We start from the raw sequence: 24,605 nt of genomic DNA on the forward strand, positions 1-24,605 counted from the left end.
GGACGTAGCCGCGTCCCCCCAGACAATAGGTCCGACGATGGCGACCGCAATGAGCAGCAGAAGTCCGACGACCGCGGCTAGTCCTATCGGACTGGCAAACTTCTTCATAATGTCATCCCTCCGTGATCGACGTGCGCGGGTCAAGGGTGATGAGTATGAGGTCGACTATGAGATTGACCGCGAGGATCATCAGCGCAAAGACGAGGACGACTCCCTGAATCATCGGGTAGTCTTTGGCTCCGACGGCCGAAACCAAGGTGTTGCCCATGCCCGGAATTGCGAACACAGTCTCAATAACGACTGTGCCCGCCGTCAGCCCCGCAAGAAGTAGTCCGCCGACTGTCAACGTCGAGGTCACAATGTTCGGCAACGCGTGTCGCAACAGTAGAATGCGGTTCGGCAGGCGTTTGGCCCGAGCGGTCGAAATGTAGGTCTCGTCGAGCACTTTGATCATCTCGACTTGAACGATGCGCGCGAGATAGGCCATCGGCCCGAGTGCGAGGCCGACGATGGGAAGTACGGCAGTGCTGAAGTCGCCCCAGCCAGCGGGGGCGAAAAGCCCCATTCCCACGCTGAAGACCCCGATGAGTCCCACCGATAGGAGAAAGTCCGGCGTTGCGATGATGATGCCGAAAACCCCCGAGATCGAGGAGCTGAGGGTCCGGCCACGACCAGACCGGGCGATGAGCGCAGTGCCCATCCCCAACGGCAGGGCACCGAGAAGTGCAACGGCGAATCCGGATGCCGCCAGTATGAGTGTCGTGGGAAAGCGCGAGGAAATAACCTCCGCCACCTCCTGCCGAGTCTGCACGGAAGTGCCGAGATCTCCCGTGAGCAATCCCCCGAGGTAGTCGACGAACTGATCGGTGATCGGCTTATCGAGGCCGAGATCGGCGCGCACGTTTTCGACCAAGCCTGCCGGCGCTGTTGGACCCAGTGCCGCACGGACAGGATCTCCGGGCACCAGATGAACGACGAAGAAGGTCGCGAGGATGACGATGAGCAACGAGGCCAGCAAGCGGCCCGATCGCCTGATCGCGAACAAAGTGCGCGGAGAGAGCCTATCCGACAGTCGCAATGCGTTCGTCTGCCTCGGCGCGGGACTGCTGAGTTTTGGAACTGTGGTCATGGCGGGTCACTCAGTCATTCGGATCGACGGTGCTTGGATGTAGGAGGTCTCGATGAACTGTGATCCGTTCATAAACGTCGGCATTTCAGTGCCCGTGGTCGGATAAGTGTGGAAATTGTCGACGAGCAGGCGTTCTGCTTCGTGCCAATACCCGCACGCGTCGTCGGGCGCGGCCGAGAGGGCACGTTTTGCTGCCTTCTCATACTGCGCGTCATCGGTAGCCATGAAATTCAGACCGCCCTTGTCCGGGGTCGCACCGCCGTAGAAGGCGTTCTGGATAGTCGGTCCGCCTGACGAGACTTGGATCCAGCCGGTGTCCCAATCGAACGTCTCGTACAGATACTCCGACCATGCTGCCCCGTCCATTGCTTCAAGCTCAGTCTGGATTCCGAGTTCCAGCCAGGATTCTCGAAGCAGCTCGGCTGCCGGGGCATGTGTGTCACTGGCGGCGTCATATATGAAGGTGATCGTCAGCGGTTTGCCGTCCTTCTCCCGTTTACCGTCACTGCCGACCTTCCACCCGGCATCGTCGAGGAGCTGGCCCGCCCGTTGCGGGTCCGGGTCAGGCAGCTCCCAAACTGGTCCGTCGTCGGGTACACACAGAAAAGGGGATTCGGTAATGAGCGAGTCGAGGGCTACGGGATGGCCGCCGGAGACCACCTCGGCTGCTTCCTCTCGGTCGAATCCGATCGACAGTGCCTCTCGTACACGTGCATCACTGGTGGGACGGTCGCTTCGTTCGTTGAAGAGCAACTGTCCGATGGGATTGATGAGGCTGGTGTGTTCGAAACCCTGAGCCTCAACCCGAGAGCGATCGGCGCCGGTGATCCGTGCTGCATTGAGGTCGCCCGAGACGAGAAGGTTGGCCCGCGTCGATTCGTCGGTCACGACTTGGATCTCGAGCCCGTCAGGCAACCCCTCGGTACCCGATGTCAATCCGTCGGGACCCCATTCGTAGTCATCGCGTCTGTCGAAGTCGAATGCATTCGGACGGGCCTCGGTGAGCTGGTAGAGCCCCGTTCCGTTTGTCGCGTTCTCAAGGGTCTCGGGGTCGTCGAGGCCCGCTTGACAGACCATTTCGACAGCCCCCACTTTGCTCATCAGAAAGGGATCAGGGTCCGCCACAGCCACGGTGAGTGTCGAATCGTCAGCATTCGCAGTGAGACCTTCAGGCACAAGGGAACCGTGATGGACGGACGTGTTGTCGGGATCGGCATGGTACTCGAGGTTTTTGGCAGCGACCTCGGCAGTGAAGTCGGAACCATCCTGGCACGTGATCCCCTCTTTCATCTCGAAGACGACCTTCTTACCGCCATCGTCCATATCCCACGATTCGGCGAGCCATGGCACGAACTCTCCATCTTCATGCGTATAGACGAGTGATTCATAGGCGTAGGAGACGAACTGCCTTTCCTGTGGCTGATTGCTGGTCAGCGGGTTCGTGTTGGTGATCTCCCCGTTGACCGCTGAGATGAACGTGCCCCCGGAGACGAGTGACGCGTCCTTCGCCTCTGAGCCGCCGCATGCGGCGAGTCCGAGGGCGCTCACGCTGACGAGGGCAACAACGATGAGTGGTCTCTTGACGGTGCTCATATCTGCTCGCTTCTCTTCTGTGACCGCACATCACTGTGCAGACGACATTTCGAGGGCACACGCCCTCATGGGATGGACAGTGTTGACTGGTCAAGAGACTTATGGCACGGGCGCGTTGCGAGAGTCGATAGTGGACCTGCGGCCTTCGCTGAAATCCGGACTGTCTGTTGAGCGCTGTATGACACAGGGGTTTCGAGGATGTCGTAGACCTCGACCTGCAGTGGATCGGCTCCCGCTTCGATCGCCCGATCGATCGCGGCCCGTGATGCGCGAGCCACTGCTTCTTCACGGTCGTCATAGGTGCTGATCTCCTGGGATCGTCCACCGACAAGTGACATCGCCGCGCCGACTGCATTGGCGACGTCTCCGTGTTCGGGACGAAGCACGGCACCGGCGCCGGGAAGGTCGTCGGGCACAAGAAATGCTCCACCACCTACAACCACAATGGGGGTGTCGAGTTTTCCGTTCGATAGTCTCTCTACTGACTCCGCAACCCACTGGTGAGCACGATCCAGTCCGAACCTCAGCGCATCAGCAACGCGAGGTTCTGCGCTCAGACGCCGCTGACCGAGTTCACCGTCCACCTGACCAGCGACGATGGCAGCGTCGGTGAGCGTTGCGACCTGACCACCGAACGCCAGTGCGTCGGAAGTGAGTCGGTGTCCCACCGAGGCTGGTCCAAGACTCCCGGAGACTGGGTCAATCCTCGTACCCCCTCCGACCCCGATGCTGAGCACGTCAGGCATCCGGAAGTTGGTGCGCACTCCTCCGATTTCTCGAGGCATGCTCGATTCACGAGGGAACCCCTTCGAGACGACTCCGAGGTCGCTCGTGGTCCCGCCGACGTCGATGACGATCGCGTTCTCGACATCGGACAGAAGTGCAGCGCCGCGAATGGAATTGGCGGGACCAGACCCGATAGTCAGGACGGGATAGCGCTCCGCGAATTCAATGGCCATCAGTGTGCCATCATTCTGTGCGAAATACACTGATGCTGCCCCGAGTCCCTCCTCCGCGACTACGTCGAGGAGGGAACTGGTCACCTCTCGTGCGACTCCGTAGAGGGCAGCGTTGAGAACCGTGGCGTTCTCTCGTTCGAGCAGGCCGACGGCACCGATGTCATGGCTGAGTGATACCGGTATCGAATCCCCGAGGACGCTGCGGACAAGGCCTTCGACCTCGTTTTCCTGGTCGGGAAATGACGGGCTGAAGATGCCGCATACGGCGACTGCGTCGACTTCGCGGTCCAGACCTTTGAGAAACCGGAGAACCCCGTTGTGATCGAGAGGGCTTATGGGAGTGCCGTCGACCATTCTGCCGCCCGGCAGCAGGGCCGAACCCGCGACGACGGTCTCACGCAGATCCGCCGGCCAGCTGGTCAGAGGCGGATACCCTGTCGATGCCGGAGCACCGAGGCGGATCACGGCGACACGACCTAGATCGCGGCGCCGCACGATCGCGTTCGTCGCATGGGTCGTCCCCAACATCACGTGGGAGACGTCAGATCGCCGTTCTCCAATGGCGCCGAGAACGGTTCTCACGGCAGACCGGATTCCGCTGGTGACATCTTCGCTCGTCGGCTGCTTCGTGGCAGCGACGATCGCATTGTCCGCGTCGAGTACGACCGCGTCGGTGTTGGTTCCGCCGACGTCGACGCCGAGAGAGAGTGCGATCCCCGGCCCGCTGGGCCCGGTCCGTTTTGAGGGCCCACGGCTTCTGGCGGCGGCGAGCCCGGCAGTCTTGTTGTTCATCACACGCCTCCTGAGACAGCCGCGCGCTTTTTGGTAGGGCACCCAGAGCCGGCGTACGGACGATAGGGAATGTCATACCCGAATGCGTGAGGTCCTGCGATCTCAAGTCCTCTGGAAGTGCGCCACAATGGATCGCACGGCCAGGCTATGATCGAAACACGCATCCCGAAGCGCAGCAGCTCGGTGGAGATCGCGTGCCCGGTCTCGGAGTCGACTAGGGTGATGAGGTCGGGGACGCTCACTCGCACTTTCCCGTCCTCGAGCACGATGAGATTCTCGTTCTGCAGCTCGACTCGGACCAGACGGTCTCGCTCGAGTCCGACTCCTGCGACGGTCACCGAACCCCTGACGAAGCCATCGACTGTGCGGCGAGAAACATCGACGATCTTTCCGCTGATGAGCACAGAGGCACCGAGCGCAGCGGAGAGCTCCTCCACCGGATGGGTCGCTCCGAGCAGCACATGCCCGACATCGACCGCGCGGCTGACGGATCCGCCGATGACCGCACCAGCGACGTCGTTGCCGTGGATGAGCGAGGCACCCAGACACAGAGATCCGCTTGCCACGGAGAAGGCGCGAACATGCCGTTCGAGCCACGTGGCGTCGATGGTGCGCATTACTGTGACATTGCCGACGACATCACTGAGCACGGTGAGATTCCTCGGCACGCCAGCGACGTTCATCGCGACCATCGTTGCTTCGGGAAAGGCCCGCCCCATGCCGTCTGCATCAACAACGTCAAGACCGAGTTGCGCTGCCCAGCCGATAGGGCCGACTCCGTTGCTTCCGCCGATTTCCGTCGGCATCACCGCCGTGATCATCCGCCGGGACACTCGCTGCGCTTCTTCGAGAAGGGTCCGCGGCTGCTCTGCTGAAGTGAGCATCTCTATGCCTACAGTCGGTGCCCCCACGCCGGACATCGCTATGACGGTGTCCTCGGGACCGAGTTCGTCGACAGTTCGCAATCGCACAGGGCCATGTTCGAGTAGGGCAGTTTCCGTTCCCATCTGAGCTGTGGAGACTGCCCCTCCGCCACCGGTGCCGAATACGGCGGCACCGGCAGCAAGAGCAGCAACGTCAGATTGGGTGATCATTCGTGTCATGTGTCGAGCCTAGATAGTGTGCTGTGAATCACAATGTTGTCCGGGCACATGAAACTGAGCTAATTTGTTCTGATGGCACACATTGATGTGGAGCACATCATCGAGCAGTCCGATCGTCTCGGTCTCGAGCATCTTGCCGGTCCGACACGGGGCGTGCAGATCGACCGAGTCGAGATCGCTGACCTTGACCGAATCGAGGAGGTCGAAGAGGGAACTCTGGTCATTATCGACTCGGTCGAAGCGCCGAGCGGTTTCAAGATCGATATCGCAATCCACCAGGCCCGGGCGCATGGCCTTTCAGGACTTCTGTTCATGGCCGACCTGGACCTTCCAGCAACAGCGCGACAATTGGCGGAGACGAGCTCTCTGCCGGCCCTTCGTGCGCCAGCACGGAAGGCATCCGATCTTGCTGTCGATATTGATCGCATGGTCAGCAGTTCGTCTTCCGACATACTCACCAGGGCGCAACATGCGCTCGCCGCGGCGAGGAGCGCGGCCGCCCTCGAATCCGCAGATCGCGCCGCAGCGGTACTCACTGCCGCTTCGGCATCACTGGGCGGGAGCGTTGTGTTCGATTCCGATCCTCTCGTCGATTGGACCGACTCAGCTGCAGTGTTTATCGGAGAAGTCCCTCGGGGAAGGTTGCGCTTCGACCCTGGCGGGAACAGTTCCAATTCGTCTCCTTTCAGCAAGGAAGTCGATGCCCGACCACATCGAAACGTTGAGGAGGCGAGAAGTCGAGGCGGCAGACCTGACACAGGTGCCCCGTCGAACTCTGACCAGATCGTCGCTGATGCCGCAGCACTCGCCTTGCCAGGGGTGGCGTCTGTGTTCTCCCGCGTCAAACTCCACGAGACCCAGAGCCGGTTCTCTCCCCAGCAGAGTTCAGGCGAGCTCATCGCCCAGCTCATCGTCTCAGAATCCTCTCGGGTCGATTCCCTAGCCAATCGCGCCTATCAGCTCGGTGTTCCGCTCCAGCACGTCCATTGCGTCTCGTGGCTGGCCTTCTCGCACTCGGATGCCGACGACGAAAATCCGCCGAAGGCGCTGCAATCGGCGCTCGAGCTCTTCGCCCTCGAGCTTTTCGAACAGCGTACGGAACTATGGCACATCGCATTCGTCTACAACGATGCCTTCATCGTCATGACAGAAGAGCCGAGTTCGGGTGAGATCCACCGCCGCCTCAGGGAGGCGAGTGCAGCCATCGCAGACCAGGCCCAACTGCTGGGCAACGGAGAATGGGACGTGACACTCGGTATCGGCACTCCCCAATCAGGGCCCGAAGGACTGCGGCGCTCCGCTGCAGAGGCCCGTGTGGCAGCCGAGACGGCCATCTCCTCGGGCCGCATCGGGCACATCGAGGTCACAGACGTCACAGGACTGCGCCGAGTGCTGCTCGATTTCTATGCCTCTCCCACGTCCCGCGAGCTGCTCGCTGATATTCTCAGTCCCCTCGATGAGCAGGGGTCCGACAAAGCTCACGCCGCGGTCCGTACCCTGCTCGCATACCTGGGCAATCGCAATTCTCCAACCAAAGCGGCAGCAGATCTGTCACTCCACCCGAACGCAGTCACCTACCGCATCAGAAACATCGAGGCCTCCCTTCAGCTCGACCTCAACGATCCCGATACACGGTTCGCCATCGAACTGGCATGTCGTGTTCGGCTTCTCGGCCGTGATTCGGGTGACCGCGATTGAGGCACGAGCAGAACGCACGAGGGAATTCTTTGTGTCCGGACGACAGTCGGGACGCGATTACTGGAGCCTTGGCACATTCCAAGTATTGGCATAACTCATAGACTCTCACCAATGCCGATGGCCAAAGGAGACCAGTAATGCCCTACGCCCCAATCGCTGATGGTGAGATCTATTACGAGACTTATGGCGACATGAATAATCGCCCCCTCATTCTTGTTGAGGGCGGATGGACACAACTGATCGGGTGGGCGCCGGACTTTGTCGACCAACTGGAGCAGGCGGGCTTCTACGTCATTGCGGTCGACAACCGCGACTCCGGATTGTCAACACATTTCGGCGGTCCCACAGATCTCGACGGTGGATATGGTCTCGAGGACATGGCTGACGACATCGCCGCCGTCATCTCTCACATCGGCCTGACGTCAGCCCACGTCACCGGGCGCTCGATGGGCGGCATGATCGCCCAGATGCTCGCAATCCGCAGGCCCGAACTGGTCAGGAGCCTTGGACTCTTCTACTCGATTCCCGGCAGAGACCCACGCTATATTCTGCACGGCGACCGACCAGAGCTCTTCTCCCCGCAGAAACGGTTCGCGCGCGAAGAACTCATCTCGAATGCTCTGTCGGCTCATAGGACGTTCATGCCGAACGGTGACGCCTGGGGTGAGAGTCAATGGTACGAAGCCGAAACCAGACGCTACGTCGGCGGCGCCTACGACCGGCACTACTCCCCTGACGGTGCTCCTCGTCAGTGGGCGGCACTGCGACGTGCCCCTGAGAGACTCGATGACCTCCGTGACGTTCCGGTGCCGACTGCAGTCATTCACGGACGCTCAGATCACGTCCTGCACTGGTGTGCCGCCATCGACATCTCAGAGGCGATGCCCAACTCCGAGCTGCACATCCATCCCGGCATGGGACACTTCTTTCCCCCGGCACTTCTCCCCTCGTTCGTCGACACTCTCGATCGGACTGCACGGCAGAGCGAATTCGCCAAACTTCGTTGAGTCAAAACCGGTTCGACACAGTGAGTCGGTCATTCTCGATGGTGTACGAGGTTTCCATCGACCCAGGTTTCGTCGATGCAGATCTGCGAAATCTCGTCGGAAGGAATGGAGAACACGTCTCGATCTAGAACAATGAAAGACCCCCTTCGCCCCGGAGCAAGTTGACCAAGACCGTCGATCTCGGTCAACTCGGCCGCACGCGCCGTATAGAGCAGAATTGCCTGAGAGACAGTGAGCGCTGAGGCGAAACCGATGTCCGCTCCGGTGTGGGCGCGACGTGTCACAGCTGCTTGAATCGAGACGAATGGATTGTCAGCATCGCCCCACGAAGTTGCTGGGCAGTCGGAGGAAAGTGCGAGCGGCTCAATCTCACCGTATAGTCTGCGCAGCGGATAGGCATCAGGCATGAGCCCTGGCCGCAAATTCTTGGCGTATGCTTCATATTCCGCGAACAGAAAGATCGAGTGCGTCGCGATGCCGAAGCTCATCGGGGATGATACCAGCCGGGCGACAAGGTCTGGAGCCATGATCGTTGCGTGTTCAATACGCACCGACGGCCGAGAACTCAGCCAGGGATCGCGTCCACCAAGTATGTCGACGACATGATTGATAGCTTTGTCGCCCATCGCGTGCACCGCAAGCTGAACTCGATTCCGCCTGGCCCAATCCGCTGCGGAACGAAGATCCTCGTCTGTGATCGTCCGCATCCCCTGGTCGCAGGAGTCTGGATACGGGTCGCACACCCACGCGGTCCGATTGGTATAGGTACCGTCCATGAGCACTTTCACTCCGGCCACGCGCGCAGAACCATCCCTCTCGTCTTCGCGCAGGTCGGCAAGTGGCTCATCCGGGTCCCAACCGTAGAACAGCCCTGACCGAGGAAACGGGCCCCGAGAATACGCCCTACGGTAGGCCTCGAGAGGTGAGGACATGGCCGTTGCCATCATGTCGCACACGCCGACGATTCCTTTGCTCAAGAGTCTCTTACCTATTGCACGGAGTTGCCGCACACGCTCTTCAAGACTGCGCTGGGGGATTGCAATACTGACCGCTTGGGTTGCTTCCCTTTCGGTGAGGATGCCATTTGGGTTCCCTTCCGCGTCTCGCTCGAACCGGGCACCTGGCGGGTCGGGAGTCTGCGCGGTGATTCCGGCAATCTCCAATGCTCGTGTGTTACAGACGCTTGAGTGCCTGTCAGCCCTCCAAATCATCACCGGCTGCTCCACTGACACTCTGTCGAGATCGGCAGCCACGGGCGAAGCCCCGTCAACGAATCTGGTCTCGTCGTAGCCCGAACCGGTGATCCAGTCGTCCGAACTCAGACCGAGGGCACGATGCGTACGTAGTGTCTCGACGAGGGCGTCGATAGACCGAATCTGCTCCGGGAGGACTTCGACGTCATCGGTCAGTGCCGCCATGAGCGTCGGGTGCACATGCATATCCAAGAAGCCAGGAAGCACCGTTCGGCCACCGAGATCGTAGGCGATGCTCCTACTTGCCGGTGAAAGCTTCTTCTCATCACCGATCCAGTCCACCGTACCGTCGACGAGTGACAGCGCGGTGACGAAGTCCTCTTCACTCTTGCCCGTGAAGATCCGTCCATTGACAAAGACCTGTCGGCGCATTTTTATATTTCCTTCCGTCTCATCGTGCTTCTTCGGCCGAACTCTCACCAGATCGGATATCGAATCCCGGCGCGCCCGGCACTGAATCGAGCAGTGTTCGTGTGTAAGAGTCCTGTGGGTCGGTGAATATCCCCTCCGCGGTTCCGGATTCCCTGATCCGCCCGTCGCGCAGTACCGCAACCTCGTCGCTGACATGACGGACAACTGCGAGATCGTGCGAGATGAAGAGCATCGAGAGATCGAGTTCACCGCGCAGTTGCGCGAGCAGCTCGAGGACCTCTACCTGAACCGACAGATCGAGCGCGGAGGTGATCTCGTCGGCGATGACGACCTGGGGCTTGATGCACAATGCACGGGCAATTGCGATCCGTTGCCGTTGACCGCCGGAGAATTCGTGGGGGTATTTGTCGATCGACGATGCGGGCAATTCGACGCGTTCGAGCCAACACTCAATCTCATCGCGTCGGCGCCTGACGTCGGCACGACTCGGTTCGAGCGCCTCTGCGATGGCTTGTCCTGCGGTGCGTCGTGGATCGAGCGAGGAATAGGGATCCTGCGGAATAAGCTGAATGAGCCCAGGATCGTGTCGGCGGCGGCGCGTGGTCGCGTCATAGCGCTTACCGCCGATAACAACCGCGCCCGAAGCTATCGGCACAAGTCCGACGAGTACTTTCGCCAAGGTCGATTTGCCGGACCCAGATTCACCTACCAGCCCCATCGAGGTGAGTCGGGGAATCGTGAGGCTGACTTCAGTAAGCACCTCTGCGCGCGCACCACCTGTGCCGTACGAGACGGTGAGGGCATCGACATCAATGGCGTGTGGTACCGGTGTCGACGGCTTATCTGCTGCAGTATTCATTTCACTCTTTCCTCACCATCTTGTCGGTTGGATCGAGATACGCTGCCGCGTTCAGCAACGAACGCGTGTACGGATGGATTGCCCGGCCGGCAGACAACTGATCGCCAGAGAGCTCTTCGACGATCTCTCCACATCGCATAACAATCACTCGGTCGCAGAGCGACTCGACGACGCCAAGGTCGTGGGAGATGAAGAGAACCGAAGCTCCGAGCGAATCGCTTGCCTCTGCGAACTGTCGCAGCACCTCGGCCTGGACGGTGACATCGAGGGCAGTAGTCGGTTCGTCTGCAATGATGAGCTTCGCATCTGTGAGCAGCGCAGAGGCGATCATCGCCCGTTGCAGCATGCCGCCTGAGAGCTCGTGTGGGTACCGTCGTCCGCACTCATCTGGTTCGGAGATCCGGAGGTGACGGAACTTCTCCGCCAATGCGGTTTGAGCCTCCGTCCTCGACTGTCCCATATGAACTCTCGATACTTCAGTCAGCTGACTTCCGATGCGAAGTGCAGGGTTGAACGTTGACATGGGGTCCTGGTAGACGAGCGAGACGTCACGGGCCAATTCAGCTGCGGAAGTCGGCCCGAGCAAGTCGTGACCGGCCGTGGTGATCATGCTCGCCGAAGCGTTCACGCCTTCCGGGACGAGTCCTGCGGCCGTCATAGCAGTCAGTGATTTGCCGGATCCGGACTCACCCACGAGGCCGAGGATTTCACCTTGAGCAACGTCGAACGAGACACCGTCGACGAGAGTCTCACCACTGCCGTCCGTTATGTTGAGGTCACGGACACTCAGGCAGATTGGAGATGCAGAGGTCGCGTGCGCTCGAATCGAGGAAGCCGGCTGTGCCGCATCCTGTGATGCTGTCGGTGCCGGTGAATCTGCATCACGAGTCAATATTCCGGTGCGTCGGGCACGTGTGAGACCACGCAATCGCGGACTGCTCCGCGCCGCGAGTCCGTCTCCGATGAACATCGCGGCACCGCCCATGAGGACGAGCATGATGCTCGGCCCGATGATCTGTATCGGCTGTGTATACGCGTTGGGCAGTCCGTCGGCTAGGAGTCGTCCGAAGTCGTACTCGGGATTCTGGACGCCCAATCCGATGAACGACAGTCCCGACAGTTCAGTGAGTGTCACAGCAAAACTGTTCGCACTGAGGATGAGCATGGGTTCGCCGAGGTTGGGCAGCACGTGTCGAATGAGGGTCTTCAGCCGAGTGACGCCAAGCAGTCGAGCAGTCGAGACGAAATCGCGAACCATGATGGGCGCCGCCATGTTTGCGCTGAGACGGATGAACGCGGGGATACCGGCTACGCCCACAGCTATCGTGGCGGAAAGTGCACCGGGCCCGAGAATCGCGGCGACGACCAATGCAAGTACCAAGCCAGGGAAGGCGACGGCGACGGAGTTTGCTCCCAGCACTAGATCTCGCACCCGTGCCGGCATCATCCAGACGAGGACGCCAAAGGTAACCCCGCAGATGACGGAAATGGCCGTCGCAGCAGAGGTGAGCAGGAGAGTCAGTCGTGTTCCCACGAGAGCGCGTGCGAAAAGGTCGCGACCGAACTCGTCAGTGCCGAGAAGGTGGCCAGGGGACATTCCCTGCCGCCGCTCATCGGTGAGGGCACTTGCATCTTCGCCGAAGAAGTGCGGTGCCACCACTGCCAGGAGCACCATGCCAGTCATCAGGACCAGACCTGTAGAGAGCATTGGGCCGAGGCGGCGGCGCACAGTGCGTGAACGAGAAGTGACGGGCGAGATGACGGCAGTCATACGAGGACCTTCCCTGAATGAAGAGTGCGCGGATCAACAATCGCGAGAACGATGTCGATGGCAATATTGAGGACGATGGCGATCCCTCCGATCGTGAGGATGATGCCACGGGTGAGGGGATAGTCACGGTCGATAATCGAATCCACGACTGCACGACCCAGTCCGGGCCAGGCGAAGACGGCTTCGACGATGATCGCACCTCCGATCATGCTCGCTAATATGAGACCGGAGAGAGTGAGAGTAGAGGAGAGCAGGTTCGGCGTCGCGTGCTTGACATGTTGTCGCAGTCGGCTGATTCTCCACCCCCGAGCAGTTCGCATGTAATCCTGTTCGAGCACGACCGCAGCTTCGCGCCGGACAAGGCGGGACATCGAAGCGATCGGTCCCGAGGCGATGGCGAGAGTCGGCAGCACATATGAGACAAGCGAGCTCGCGCCAGCAGCCGGAAGCACGCCCAAACTGACCGCAAAGACGACGATGAGGATTGCGCCGATCACGTATACCGGCAGAGCGAGCACAACAGCTGTTGACCAACCGAATGCGGTGTCGAGCCACTGATTGCGATTGCCTCGCGTCAGTCCTGCCACTGTCAGACCGAGCGCCAAGGAAACCACCAGAGTGATCACGATCCCGAGCGCCGCGATGGACAGTGTGAACGGCAGTCGGCTGGCAATCGCGTCCACAACTGGCTGGTGTGTTCGGAACGAGTCTCCCAGATCGCCGGTCAGGACTCCCGAAAAGTAGCTCCAGAACTGCGTGAGGATCGGCTGGTCGAGTCCCAGGTCGGTTCGTGTCTGCGCGACTTGGTCCGGTGTCGCATCGATTCCGGCCACCACACGCGCGGCATCGCCGGGAATCAGGTGAACGATCGCGAAGGTGAGGATTATGAGAGCAAAGAACGCGGCGATGAGTTCGGCGGCCTTTCTCATCGCGAAGACTGTCCATTCATTTGCGATCATGGTCACCCCACCCGCAACGTCGTGTAGTCCTCACGACCGCCCGGTGTCATAACCGAGAAGCCGCCACGGCTGACAATTGACTGCGTGACCATCGAAACGGGGATGAAGTCTGTCGAACCGAGCGCCGCTTCCTGTGCCTGGGTGTATTCATCACACATTTCGTCCTCTGAACCGGCACTCAGGGCACCGGCTAGCGCCTCCGATGCTGTGGAATTCTCTGAGAAGGTCACATTGCGTCCCCCCTCGCTGTACCAGTCACCGATGACAGTTGAAAGTCCCCACGACAAGGTACCTAGGTTGTTCACCGTCGCATAAAGTGTGATGTCCCATGTGTCCGGCTCATCGTAGACCTGGGCGACCCAGCTGCCGATGTCTGTATTCGTGAGATCGACGTCGGCACCCGCATTCGCGAGTCGTTCCTGAATGTAGATGGATCCGCCGCCGTTCTGGCCAATGGCGTTAGCTCCGACGATGCGCACGGAAACACCGTCGAGTACCTTGGCTGCAGCTTCAGGGTCCTGGTCGACCATCAGTGATTCGTCATCGACCGCACACTTCGTGTTCTCATCTCCCAGCGTCTGGATGACGTCGCCTTCAGGATCGATCACATCTCGCAGAGCGGTCCTGTCGATGACCTGCGCCGCAGCTCTCCGGGCCGTCTCGTCGGCAAATGGGTGCCCCTCATTGTGGTTGAACATGATGTAGTACTCGCCTGTTACGGCAGTGACAACATCGAACGAATCCTCACCGCCGAACCTGGACAGTTCTTCAGAGTCCACGGGAGCCACGTCGACTTCACCTGTCAACAGCTGATTGGCCACAGCGTCGTCCGCACCGACGACGAACTCGAGGATTCGAGCGGGCGTTCCCTCATTCGGTTCTGAGTATTCCGGCCAGTCATCGTAGTCATCACGTAGCTCGAACGTGTATCGAACACCAGAGTCAGCGTCTGTCAATGCGTACGGCCCACTGAATGCACCAGGCTCACTTCCCTCGGCGAGAGCTTCCTTGTCGTCGAGCCCAGCTGGGCAGACGATGCCGGCCTGAGGCATTGCTAACCCCGGAAGAACCTCAGAGTGCGGTTCACTGAGGTCGATCGTCACTGTTCCAGCAGCGTTGTCCGGACTCACTTTCACGTCTCCGTATCCGAAGATTCCAGTTGTGTGGAGTGACTCTGTTTCCGGATCGGCAAGATAGGAGAGCGAATGGGCAACTGTTTCTGGTGTGATCGGCGTACCATCTCCACACACGTGTCCCTGATCGATGGTGAGGGTCACCTGGTCGGCGGACTGTTCCCACGACTTCGCGATTCCGGGAATCAGATCGCCGTCAAGATCCCGACGAATGACAGTGTCGTAAGCGAGTCGCATCGCCCGATAATCGTCAGTCGTCTCCGACAGCGCAGGGTCGAAGGTGGTCGGGTCCTCCATCCATGCTCCGCGGATGGTATCGACGCCCTGTCCGGCAGCGTTGCCCCCCGTCGTGCATCCCGATATCATCAATGCCCCTGTCGTCACTGACGCACATGTGACGATTGCGAACCGTTTCAAACCCACCATGACTGTCTCCTTTGCCAGAACGGTCGGCATCCTGCGTCGCCACGCAGACTGTGCTCTACGTCTCCATGCAACCAAGGCGGAAGTTGGCTGGCACCGGTCAGTCGTATAAATCTTCTGAGCTGGCTCTGCTACATATGTCGAAGATCAAGTCGGGAAGGCCGGATTGCTCCAGGTCAGAATAATCTCGTAGGAAGCAATACCTCACGATCTATTCCAGATCGAGATGGTTTCGACACATCAGCCACAAATGCGTGAGAAGCCTATCGCGTCCGCTGTCAAGAGACAGACCAGTGGCCTTGGCAAAGACACGCATTCGGTAATACACGGTTGTCCGGTGTAAGTGAAGGCGCTCTGATACTCGTGCGACGCTGCCGGCTTCATCGAGAAAGCACTCGACGGTCCTCAGGACATCCGTTGTCAGCCTCTCTTCCATGCTGCGGACAACCTCAGGCACAGAAGACGCGCGAGCCTCAGTCTTCAGGACCGCGTCAAGCAATGCCTCAAGTGGTCTCATCTCCCAGGCGACGACAGCCTCAGGGCAGGTTTCCGCCATGCGTGACGCCGCTGCCGCGCGCCTGTACGACGTTGGGGTCTCCTCCGCGTCGTCAAAGGCTGTGCCCACTCCCACCATGATGCGGCCGCGCAAAGAGGAGTCGAGCCTGGCGGCTTCGGAAATGACCTTGTCTGCCGTCAGCACCCTTTCATCGACGCCCTCACATATCCGTACGCTCTCGAGCGCGACGGCCTCGGCACCCTTGAACGCGAGAAGCGCGGGAGTGCCCGAACGTGCCTCCGTAGAATGGCGAACTGCGCGCCGAAGTGTCCCTCGAACATCAGCATCTTCCAGCGATGCACCAGTCCCGGTCCGAAAGACAAACACACACAGACTTCGGTCTTCGTCGAAAAGCCCGAGCGAGCGCATGTTCTCAAACGCGGTCGCCTGCGAGTCCTGGTCGTCGCCGATCGCACCGAGAAGGATGCTCTCCATGGTGCTGTCAGTTTCGTTCGCTTGCGCTAGCTGCCAAGCAAGCAATCGCTCGATCTCTCTTGATATCGTCAAACACTGGTTCATCTCGGCAGACGAGAGACTCTTGTCCTTGATGATGACCCACATGACTCCGATGAGACCCTCGCGGGTTCTCAATGGGAACGACATCCGATCATAGTCGTGGCCATACGCACCTAGAGCGCGGCCCCGCCGAGGCTGCGTCCAACGATGAAACCCTGCTGCCAAAGTTGCCTCCCGGACCGGACCATCAATCCGACGATTGGCAAGAGACCTCAAGCGGGCAGGATCAGCATCATCGAAATGAGTGCTGTGCGCGATCAAGTGCAGATCTGCGTCGTCAACGGCAACACTGCGCCGGAGGCTCTGAGCGAGACTTTCGACGAGTTCCGAAATCGGATCCATCAACCGCACTCACTCCTGCCCTTGTGGTTGAGCAAGCTCTCTCGACGAGTTCCGAAGCAACTCACCCACGCAGAGAAGAAGGCCGCTCTGCCGATGACCGTTCTGAATCCAGCAACGTTGCATTTCGACGATTGTAGCAATGAACAGTCGGATGCTTCTATTCCTATCGGTCGCATCTGCGGAGCAGCACGACTGAATATAAAGGTGAAGCAATCAGCGACGTTGTCGAACGGCGCAACTAGAGTAGAAAGCGACCCGCCCATGTCTAACGAGTACTCGCACATAGTCGTCGGCGCCGGAAGCGTTGGATCGGCGGCGGCCTACTGGCTGTCACAGCGAGGGGCCGAACGGGTCCTCGTCCTGGAACAGTATGATCTTCTCCATCAGAACGGGTCTTTTTCGGATCACTCCCGGATCATCCGTCGTGTCTACCCTTCGACCGATTACGTGCGCCTTTCTGATGCCATGTTCGATGCTTGGTCCCACGTCGAGTCCGCCAGCGGACTCCCTCTCTATACGAAGACCGGGGGCCTGGACCTCGCAGAGATCGGCACGACCGGGTACGGCTATGTCGAGAAATCACGTGCAACTCTCGATGCGCTGGGGATACCTTACGAAGATCTGAATGCGGTGGACATTCGACGGCGCTTCCCACAATGGCGAGTGTCAGACGACACCGAGGCCATCTGGCAGGCAGACAGCGGCATCCTCGATATCCGACGATCTGTGAGTGCACACATTTCGTTGGCCCTCGCGGCGGGCGTTGAGTTCCGCGGAAATGCCCGTGTCGAGAATATTGATATGGCAGACAACGGTGTCACGGTGCAGACAGCAACGGAAGAGTTTCACGCGGATCGGATTGTTGTGGCGGTGGGTTCTTGGTTGGGAACACTCATGGGCGATCTCGGGCTGTCTTTCAACCTCACACTGTCGCAAGAACAGGTCACCTATTTCAGCAGCAAATCGCTGTCTTCGTTCACTCCAGACAGACATCCGATCTGGATCCACCATGCACCGAACGATGTCTACTACGGCTTCCCCGTCTATGGCGAAGCCGCAACGAAGGTCGCGCGCGATATGCGCAGCAGGTTCATCAACAGCGAGGATCGCGTCTTCGAGGGAGACGACATCGAGGGTGAACTGCTGGCAGAATATCTGCGTGAGCACCTGCCGGATGCTGCTGGCCCTTCATTGCTGCATCGGACATGCGTCTACGACATGCCGCCGGACCGGGGTTTCGTCCTCGATACTCTGCCCGGCCATCCTCATGTAGCGGTGTTCAACGGAGCCGGACATGCAGGAAAGTTTTCCAGCCTGATGGGTCAGATTCTCGCTGATCTCCAGACCACCGGATCGACTCCGCATCCGATCGCTCCGTTTACACTCAACCGGCCAGCCATCGCCGACCCGAATTACGACCGTACGTTCACGCTGCCTGCCCCGGCGGTCCACTGATGGCGATTGGCCCAAGAGTGCACGGTCCGAAACGCAGTCAAACTCCCGGAAATCAACCACATCTCTGACCCAACACAGGAGTAGGAATGCATACCTCGACCATGCTCAAGACCGAAGAATTCTCGTTTGCCAGAGACGGACTCGATGTCGGTCTCGACGAAATATTCCCCGACTTCAACCGAACTGACCGCTTGGGCATAGTCTCCGCCTCGCCCGGGGATTCGCTTCGCGCTGCGCCTCTCCTTCTAGCGGCCATCGGCGCATTCTATGAGCAGTTGTGGGAGGAGGAAGAGGACGAATTCTTCCTCTACCCGGACTACTTCGTCTTTCATATCGGCGAACTCACCGGGTATCACAGTCCGTTCGATATCTGGCCGCAGAGCAAGGAAGTAATTGTGCACCCAGATCCTCAGGCACTGCTCGCCGCCATCAACGATCGAGGAATCACACGTCTTATTCTTCCGAGTCAAAGTGAATCCAGCGGAAGCCTCATGGAACACGCAGTTCAACACGCAGAACGAGAAGTCCGGTCAATTGTGCGCCTGGTCGGGGAAACGGAACCGCCTCGTTGGACTGTGTCAGCGTCAGACGCGGCGACAAAGATGATCAAGAGATGTGCTCGGGTATCTGCAGAACTCCTCGGAGAGGAAGCAGCAGCCGAGTGGACGGCTCACCCTGATGCGCCCGGGAAGTATTCGCCGGTCGAGTTCGATGAGGGGATGAGGCGTATCTGTGGCATCGGCACATCTGATCCCAGTTTCGGTTTCAGCGAGGAATACAGAGCAGCCGCCTCCGTCTCCGACGCAATCCTCGCGCGCGACATTCGACCGGTTCACCAGGTCTCCGCCGATCAGCCTTCAGCGCAGTAGAGCGCTTACCACCACTGCCCCGCCCACAACCCGCGTCGATTAGCCAGGGTTCAAACTGATGGGAACGACATGACCGCGCCATATTCGCAATCCGTCCGCGGCCCCCTGGACGGGCTGGTCGTGCTCGAAATCGCTACTGTCATCATGGGACCGATGGCCGGCCGACAATTCGCTAAGCTCGGAGCCGAGGTGATCCGCGTCGAAGCCCCCACAGGCGATGTCATTCGTCGCTCCGGCCGATCACGTAACCCTGGCATGTCAGGGGCGGCGCTCAGCCTTGGCGACGGGAAGAAGAACATCATTCTCGATCTCAAGAGTCCAGAGGGATTAAAGACTCTGACTCGGCTGATAGAGATTTCTGACCTTATCCTCACGAACTATCTGCCGCGTCAACGGGAGCGATTCAGACTCGACTGGGATTCGGTCGCCGCGATTAATCCGTGCTGCATTCTCGTCACGGCACAGGGATGGTCAACGGACAGCGAACTTGGAAACGACTCTGCGTACGACGACATCATTCAGGCCGCCAGCGGGCTCAGTGACGTCTACCGCAAATCTTCGGGCGAACCGCGTTATGCTCCATACGTCGTCGCCGACAAGGTGTGCGCGCTGACGATGGTCTACGCTGCCCTCGCCGCTGTCCACCGGCGCGATATCACGGGAGCTGGTCAATGGGTCGACGTCCCAATGTTCGACGTCATGACTGACTTCAACCTGGTCGAGCAGCTCAACGACTTCACCTTCGACCCGCCGCTCGGCGAAGCCGGCTGGCATCGCACAATCCATCCTGCTCGCCACCCACACCGCACCAAAGACGGTTGGATGTGCATTCTTCCGTATACAGACGCGGATTGGCGCGAATTCCTCGCGCTGACCGACCCTTCCTATGGCAAACCAGAGGCCGTCGTTCCTCTGCCGACACTTCGGGAGCGCAATTCGGACGTGGCAACAATGCAGACGATCATCAGCGCATATGCCAGTACGCACACAAACGATGAAGTCGTTGCAGAGTGTCGCACACGCGGTATTCCTGTTCATCCGGTGAATGCCGTCGAGGATCTCGTCGATGACGCATACCTGCGTGAACGGCACAGCGTGGAGATCATCGACCATCCCCGTGAGGGATCATACTGGCGGACTTCACCGAACATCGGCTATTCAGAGTCCCCACTCCAGTCTGTCAACCCCGCCTCCGGCATTGACGATGACCGCGAATCTGTCTTCGAACTCATCCGCCAGAGAACTCGTCATCATGACCAAGGCTGAGATCAAGCACTCAGTCCAATAGGACAAAGAGTCCCTGCACATCTCCATGTCACCCGTTCAGCAATATCGACACCACCTCACCGATGACTACCGCTCTTCCGAACTGAACCGCCTACGTTCGTCGTTGGACCAGGGAATGTTCATTTCGTGTCACCGTCCAATGAGAAGATGGCTTCGTGCCCGAGAACCATTCGAACCCCGCCGCGACCCCCACACCGTCCGCGACGGGCGCTGCCGGCACGCCCGCCGACTGGCGTGAGGCCCTGGCACCCCTCGCCGAGGCGGCTCCGCAGATCCACACGCCTGTGGCCTTGGGATTCGAGCTCGTCGAGGTCATCCCCCGCACCTGGTTCGAAGCGCAGCACTCTGTCCTGCTGGAGAAGAAGGACGTTACCCCGGGTGCGAACCCGTCCCTGGCTATCCGCCCGCTCATGCTCAGCGGGTCCGGCAACTGGGTGAAGAAATCGCTGAGCTGGCGCACCATCGACAGGATGGCCCGCCAGCACGGCATCGACCCGGCCCACCAGGAATGGTTCGCCCAGCTCGCGGGTCTGCGCACCCGCGGGAAGACGGACTTCACGCCCGATGGGGCGCCCTACCACCTCGGCGATTTCCACACTCCCCTGCTCTGGGAGCACTTTGCGCAGGGGCAGCGCCTCGGCATCGAATTCGTCGGCATCAATGCGGACATGGCCGTTCGGATCGGACGCCAAGCGAAGGCCGCCATCGACATCCGCCGCAGTCAGGGAAGGCTTCGCGTCCAGACGCGGGCGAGCATCGATGAACGCGAGTACACACCTGGTCTCATCAAACCGGTCTGGACGCACGGCTTCTTCGGTGTCGACGTGACCTCCGGGTTCACTGTCGCCCTCGCGCCTGCCGAAAAACCGACGCATGAATCCGCGCTGCCCGTGCTGCGCTCCCCCGGTCCGATCACCATCCCCGATGCCGAGGCCGAGGAGTTCTTCGAAGAGTACTACCCGCAGCTGCGCACCAGCGCCGAGGTCGTCAGCAGCGACGACACCGTCACCTTCCCGCAGTACCGGGCGCCCCACCTCGTCGCGTTCCTCACCTTCGGTGCCGGCGACCGACTCGACCTGCGCTGGTACTGGGAGTATTCGGGACCCCGCCGGACCTACCCGGTCATCGATCGAGCCAAGAGCACGACCGCCTCGGCGGCGGAAGCGGCGAAGGTCCGCGACCTCGACCATGAGGATGCCGTGGTCAAGGAGGTCGAGCGGGTGCTCGCCGACACCCACGAAGCCGGGTCGGCACTGAGCCGCATCACCGACACGGAACTCGACGACGCGGACACCGCGGACTTCGCCGTCACCGTCGTGCCCGCACTCGAGGAGATCGAATACCTCAAGGTCATCACGCGCGGGAAGAAGCAGCCCTACCGGGAGCTCGGCGGGGAGCCGAACGTGAAGATCACCTCCGTCGAATCGGAGAAGAACGACTGGTTCGACCTCGGCTTCCAGATCACGGTCAACGGCCACCCGGTCCCCTTCGTCAAGCTGTACAAGGCGCTGGCGCGCGGGACGAAGAAGATCAAGCTCTCCGACGATTCGTTCCTGTCGCTGAACAAGCCGATCTTCGACCGGCTCAAGGCCCTGCTCGCCGAGGCGGACCTCATCCCTGAATGGGAACCCGAGTCCCCGAAGATCTCGCGCGTGCATGTGGGCCTGTGGTCGGATTTCGAGGACCTCGCCGACGAGGCCGAACCGGCCGTGACCTGGCGAGAGTCAGCTCAGGCCCTGGCCGGTCTCGAGCACCTGCCCGCCACCGAGGTGCCCGAGCTGGGTGCCGCACGACTGCGGCCCTACCAGGTGCAGGGATTCCGGTGGTTGGCGCTGCTCTACCGGTGCCGCCTCGGCGGGATCCTCGCCGATGACATGGGCCTGGGCAAGACCCTGCAGACGCTCGCGCTCATCAAACATGCGCAGGCGAACGCTCCGTTCCTCGTCGTGGCCCCGACCTCGGTGGTCCCGAATTGGGTGAAGGAGGCCGCCGCGTTCACCCCTGACCTCGATGTTCGTGTCGTGGCCGAATCGACGCGGGCGCGTGGGATCAACCTCGCCGAGGTGGTTGCCGGTGCCGATGTCATCGTCATGTCGTATGCGATGCTGCGGCTCGAGGAGGACCCGATCTCGCGGATGGAGTGGGCGGGGCTGATCCTCGATGAGGCGCAGTTCGTCAAGAACGCCTCCTCACAGGCTCATCAGGCGGCAAAGTCCGTGAACGCACCGTTCCGGCTGGCACTGACGGGTACGCCTTTGGAGAATTCGCTGCGGGATGTATGGTCACTGTTCTCGATCACCGCGCCGGGGCTGTTCCCGAGTACGCACCGGTTCGATGACGAGTACGTGCGCCCTATCGAGTCGGGCGAGAATCCGGGGCGGATGCAGCGGCTGCAGCGGCGGATTCGTCCGTTCATGATGCGGCGGACGAAGGATCTGGTGGCCGCGGATCTGCCGGAGAAGCAGGAGCAGGTCATCACGGTCGAGCTGAATTCTGCGCACCGGAAGCTCTACGATCGGGTGCTGCAGAAGGAGCGGAAGAAGATCCTCGGCTTCATCGACAGCGAGTACGACAAGCAGCGGTTCATCGTCTTCCGATCGCTCACCTTGCTGCGCATGCTTGCGTTGGATCCTGCCATCGTCGACGCCGAGCATTCGGAGGTGCCGTCGTCGAAGCTGGCTGCGCTGATGGACCGGCTCGAGGATGTCATCGCCGAGGGGCACCGGTCGATCGTGTTCAGTCAGTTCACGTCGTTCCTCGACCGAGTCGCCGCCGGGCTCGAGGCGCGCGGCATTCCGTACGTGGTCCTCGACGGGTCGACGCGCAATCGCGGGGCCGTGGTCGAGGCGTTCCGATCCGGTGAGGCACCGGTGTTCCTCATCAGCCTCAAAGCCGGTGGGTTCGGTCTCAACCTTACCGAGGCGGACTATGTCTTCCTCATGGATCCGTGGTGGAATCCCGCCGCGGAGAATCAGGCCATCGACCGAGCCCACCGGATCGGGCAGACGAAGAACGTCATGGTCTACCGGTACGTCGCCGAGGGCACGATCGAGCAGAAGGTGCTCGCCCTGCAGAAGCGCAAGGCCGAACTCTTCGACTCGCTCATGTCCGATGCCGGAACCTTCGAGGGCCGCGGACCCTCCGGTCAGGCGTTCAGCCAAACGGTGACGGCGGAAGATATTAAGGGGTTGCTCGAGGAGTAGGAGTGGGCGCTGCCAGGGACCTACTTCTCGCTGCATCGGCCTGATACGGCTCCGCCGCTAAGCTCACAGAGCCGAGGAGAATATTTACTTTAGGAGGTCCAAAGTAAGTATTCTCGATCAGACGGCGGACTACTCGAGGTAGCGCTTCACGGTCTCACGGATCGTATCCGCATGCAGGTAGATCTCCTCAAGCCCTTCGATCGGATGCCGGGTTTCAACCTTGTCGGCGTCAAAGGTTCCCAAGTATTTCTGCTTCTTGCCGTTGAAGTGGAGACGCGCGATCTGTTTCCGATTGTTGTCATCCAGAAGCACTGCGAAGTATGACTTTGCGTCGCGCTGGGCCACCCGTTCTGGCTTCACTTCACTGCAGCTGATGGCCTTGACGATCTGATATCCCTCGAGTTCTTCCAGGGTGGTTTCGATCTCTGGCTCTCGCTCGAGATCAGCCACTGCTACCTCCTCACTGGAGACAGCCTCGGCGGGTCCAGGGCTATCGACTGGGGTGGCATAGGAAGCACCTAGAGCTGTCTTCAGGCGGTCGTTCACCTGCTCATTGAGATACTGTTTGGCAGCTTTGGCGACCAGCTGAGTGAACTGTGTTCTTGCGTCTTGGGTGAAACGCCCGTCGTAGACCCTGCCGGTGAACAGACGAACGAACGATTCGTCGGGCTCTTTGAACTGCGCAGCGATCTCACGCTTGATCGCTCCGACATATTTGAGCTCTTCCGCGGCACTGATGACGGAGTCGAGATCGAAGTTCTCCTTTGAGAGCTTACGCAGCTCAGGGAGCAGGGTCTCGTCGACATCATTGAGGTCGAGAACCAAGAAGGGCCGGTCGTCCATCTTATTCGGCGCGTCGAGGTCGGTGTAGAAGTTGTAAACCTCTCCGTTCGTCAACACTGCTATTCGAGCATTGGTGACCGAGAAGTACCTGAACAGCTGTGAGGCGTGCTCGGTCCGAAGTACATCAGTCGATTTCTTGCACTCGATGAGCATCTGAACTTCACCGTCGCGCATGATGGCATAGTCAACCTTCTCGCCGCGCTTGACGCCGACATCCGCCGTGAACTCGGGCACGACTTCGAGGGGATTGAAGATGTCGTAACCGAGGATCGTCGAGATGAAGGGCATAACGAATGCGTTCTTCGTCGCCTCTTCCGTCTGGATGGCATCACGTTGGTTCTCCACTTTTGACGCCAAAGCCGTGAGCCGCTCTGCAAATTCCATTTTCTTTCTCCACTCAAACATCGTCAGTAGTTAGTAGTGAAGTTCACTTTAGCGCGGATTTCCTTTGGAGGCTCACCTGGATAAACAACAGGCGATAGC

18 protein-coding genes are annotated in these 24,605 nt (G+C 60.0%); 6 read left to right on the forward strand and 12 right to left on the reverse strand.

All coding sequences use genetic code 11. From position 1 onward, the window contains the following. Positions 1 to 112 precede the first annotated feature (112 nt). The 5 genes from EB835_RS13420 to EB835_RS20305 form a co-directional block, all read right to left on the reverse strand. Positions 113 to 1,129: an ABC transporter permease gene (locus EB835_RS13420; RefSeq protein WP_135809966.1), complete on the reverse strand. Its 1,017-nt coding sequence runs from the start codon at positions 1,127 to 1,129 to the stop codon at positions 113 to 115. A 6-nt stretch (positions 1,130 to 1,135) separates the two neighbouring features. Beyond that, positions 1,136 to 2,722, reverse strand: coding sequence for an ABC transporter substrate-binding protein (locus tag EB835_RS13425; RefSeq protein WP_135809967.1), 1,587 nt, complete (start codon positions 2,720 to 2,722; stop codon positions 1,136 to 1,138). A gap of 65 nt (positions 2,723 to 2,787) precedes the next feature. Beyond that, positions 2,788 to 4,473, reverse strand: coding sequence for a hydantoinase/oxoprolinase N-terminal domain-containing protein (locus EB835_RS13430; protein WP_135809968.1), 1,686 nt, complete (start codon positions 4,471 to 4,473; stop codon positions 2,788 to 2,790). Beyond that, positions 4,473 to 5,576 carry a DUF917 domain-containing protein gene (locus tag EB835_RS13435; RefSeq protein WP_205749937.1) on the reverse strand — a complete coding sequence of 368 codons (1,104 nt, stop codon included), beginning with the start codon at positions 5,574 to 5,576 and terminating at the stop codon, positions 4,473 to 4,475. The genes EB835_RS13430 and EB835_RS13435 overlap by 1 nt, the downstream gene beginning before the upstream one ends. 9 nt (positions 5,577 to 5,585) lie before the next feature. Beyond that, positions 5,586 to 5,867 carry a hypothetical protein gene (locus tag EB835_RS20305; protein WP_168216733.1) on the reverse strand — a complete coding sequence of 94 codons (282 nt, stop codon included), beginning with the start codon at positions 5,865 to 5,867 and terminating at the stop codon, positions 5,586 to 5,588. A gap of 537 nt (positions 5,868 to 6,404) precedes the next feature. On the opposite strand from EB835_RS20305, the gene EB835_RS20310 reads away from it, so the two are divergent. Continuing rightward, positions 6,405 to 7,274 (forward strand): PucR family transcriptional regulator, encoded by an 870-nt coding sequence (locus EB835_RS20310; protein WP_168216734.1) that lies wholly within the window; start codon positions 6,405 to 6,407, stop codon positions 7,272 to 7,274. 137 nt (positions 7,275 to 7,411) lie between these two features. After that, positions 7,412 to 8,281, forward strand: a complete 870-nt coding sequence (locus EB835_RS13445; protein WP_135809970.1) for an alpha/beta fold hydrolase — start codon at positions 7,412 to 7,414, stop codon at positions 8,279 to 8,281. Positions 8,282 to 8,310: 29 nt separating this feature from the next. On the opposite strand, the gene EB835_RS13450 is transcribed toward EB835_RS13445, so the two are convergent. The 6 genes from EB835_RS13450 to EB835_RS13475 form a co-directional block, all read right to left on the reverse strand. Then, positions 8,311 to 9,906: an amidohydrolase gene (locus EB835_RS13450; RefSeq protein WP_135809971.1), complete on the reverse strand. Its 1,596-nt coding sequence runs from the start codon at positions 9,904 to 9,906 to the stop codon at positions 8,311 to 8,313. Between the two features lie 19 nt (positions 9,907 to 9,925). Next, positions 9,926 to 10,765 carry an ABC transporter ATP-binding protein gene (locus EB835_RS13455; RefSeq protein WP_135809972.1) on the reverse strand — a complete coding sequence of 280 codons (840 nt, stop codon included), beginning with the start codon at positions 10,763 to 10,765 and terminating at the stop codon, positions 9,926 to 9,928. A gap of 1 nt (position 10,766) precedes the next feature. After that, positions 10,767 to 12,449 (reverse strand): dipeptide/oligopeptide/nickel ABC transporter permease/ATP-binding protein, encoded by a 1,683-nt coding sequence (locus EB835_RS13460; protein ID WP_240688739.1) that lies wholly within the window; start codon positions 12,447 to 12,449, stop codon positions 10,767 to 10,769. A gap of 83 nt (positions 12,450 to 12,532) precedes the next feature. Continuing rightward, on the reverse strand, positions 12,533 to 13,465 hold the full coding sequence (locus EB835_RS13465; RefSeq protein ID WP_240688740.1) for an ABC transporter permease: 933 nt from the start codon (positions 13,463 to 13,465) through the stop codon (positions 12,533 to 12,535). 32 nt (positions 13,466 to 13,497) lie between these two features. Next, positions 13,498 to 15,084 (reverse strand): ABC transporter substrate-binding protein, encoded by a 1,587-nt coding sequence (locus EB835_RS13470; RefSeq protein ID WP_135809975.1) that lies wholly within the window; start codon positions 15,082 to 15,084, stop codon positions 13,498 to 13,500. Positions 15,085 to 15,262: 178 nt separating this feature from the next. Further along, on the reverse strand, positions 15,263 to 16,168 hold the full coding sequence (locus EB835_RS13475; protein WP_168216735.1) for a PucR family transcriptional regulator: 906 nt from the start codon (positions 16,166 to 16,168) through the stop codon (positions 15,263 to 15,265). Between the two features lie 195 nt (positions 16,169 to 16,363). On the opposite strand from EB835_RS13475, the gene solA reads away from it, so the two are divergent. The 4 genes from solA to EB835_RS13495 all read left to right on the forward strand — a co-directional run bounded on the left by solA (position 16,364) and on the right by EB835_RS13495 (position 23,279). Further along, on the forward strand, positions 16,364 to 17,920 hold the full coding sequence (gene solA, locus EB835_RS13480) for an N-methyl-L-tryptophan oxidase (protein WP_168216736.1): 1,557 nt from the start codon (positions 16,364 to 16,366) through the stop codon (positions 17,918 to 17,920). Positions 17,921 to 18,006: 86 nt separating this feature from the next. After that, entirely contained in the window at positions 18,007 to 18,789 is a 783-nt protein-coding gene (locus EB835_RS13485; RefSeq protein WP_135809978.1) for a hypothetical protein, read from the forward strand. 69 nt (positions 18,790 to 18,858) lie between these two features. Beyond that, complete coding sequence (locus EB835_RS13490; RefSeq protein ID WP_135809979.1) at positions 18,859 to 20,055, forward strand: CaiB/BaiF CoA transferase family protein; 1,197 nt, start codon at positions 18,859 to 18,861, stop codon at positions 20,053 to 20,055. A gap of 176 nt (positions 20,056 to 20,231) precedes the next feature. Beyond that, positions 20,232 to 23,279: a DEAD/DEAH box helicase gene (locus tag EB835_RS13495; RefSeq protein WP_135809980.1), complete on the forward strand. Its 3,048-nt coding sequence runs from the start codon at positions 20,232 to 20,234 to the stop codon at positions 23,277 to 23,279. A gap of 129 nt (positions 23,280 to 23,408) precedes the next feature. Here the strand turns inward: EB835_RS13495 and EB835_RS13500 are convergent, their stop codons facing one another. Then, a complete protein-coding gene (locus tag EB835_RS13500; RefSeq protein ID WP_135809981.1) occupies positions 23,409 to 24,506 on the reverse strand; it encodes a type I restriction endonuclease in 1,098 nt (365 codons plus the stop codon). Between the last annotated feature and the right edge of the window lie 99 nt (positions 24,507 to 24,605).

It is taken from the genome of Brevibacterium sp. S22, from assembly GCF_004745485.1.
In the GTDB taxonomy this organism is placed as follows: Bacteria; Actinomycetota; Actinomycetes; order Actinomycetales; family Brevibacteriaceae; genus Brevibacterium.